Annotated in this window: 1 protein-coding gene; it reads left to right on the plus strand. The window is 45.2% G+C overall.

Going from position 1 to position 730, the window contains the following annotated elements; genetic code table 11:
- Positions 1 to 559, plus strand: a 559-nt coding sequence (locus A3762_RS26975) for a hypothetical protein (RefSeq protein ID WP_197468992.1), incomplete at its 5' end; no start/stop codon positions are given.
- Between the last annotated feature and the right edge of the window lie 171 nt (positions 560 to 730).

The raw sequence follows: 730 nt of genomic DNA on the forward strand, positions 1-730 counted from the left end.
TTTAACGACAGATACAGTGATTGCCGGTGATGTTGAAATGCCGCCGCAAGATTATGATCCTGAGTTGGCTTATGATGCCAAAATGGAAGCATGGTCAAAGGTCGATCTTGATGTCGTACGCGAAGCCACAACAGATAATTTATATTGGACCATGGCTGCTCAAACTGACGACCCTTCAATCGTTGAGGCCCGAGAAGCGAAGCGCGCTGAGTTAAAAGCGATTGAAACGAAAATGATGGCACGTCACGCCAGCGAACAGGAAATTCGAGACTACTACGCCTATCAGGAAAAACTATCAGAAGACTATGTAATTGTTTTGACCGAGATCTTAGAGCGCTATGGGAATGTGCTCCCAGAAGATGATTATGCAGGGCAAGCTTTAGCGCGAACGATGCACTTGAACAAACTTCAGGAAATGCCGAACAAAATCTCGCGTGCACTTGAGCAGCGTCAAATATTCATCGATCAGAAGCAGGAATGGATGGCGGATAAAGACGCATATAGAGCTAAACTAGAAGCGCAAGCTGAGGAGGCGAATCGCGCACTCGGCAAAATATAATAAAAGAGTATTCTTATGAAAGGCTCTATTTTTCTGTTTTTAAGCGCCTGCGCTTCAGGTGCTCTATATGCTTTTGCGAATGTCGGGTTTGGGCTTTGGTTACTCGCCTTTGCTTGTTTTGTTCCTTTGTTGCTAGCGCTTGAAAGATCCAAGCGCTTTTATTCTTCTGCG

The sequence above is a fragment of the Oleiphilus sp. HI0125 genome (assembly GCF_001635355.1).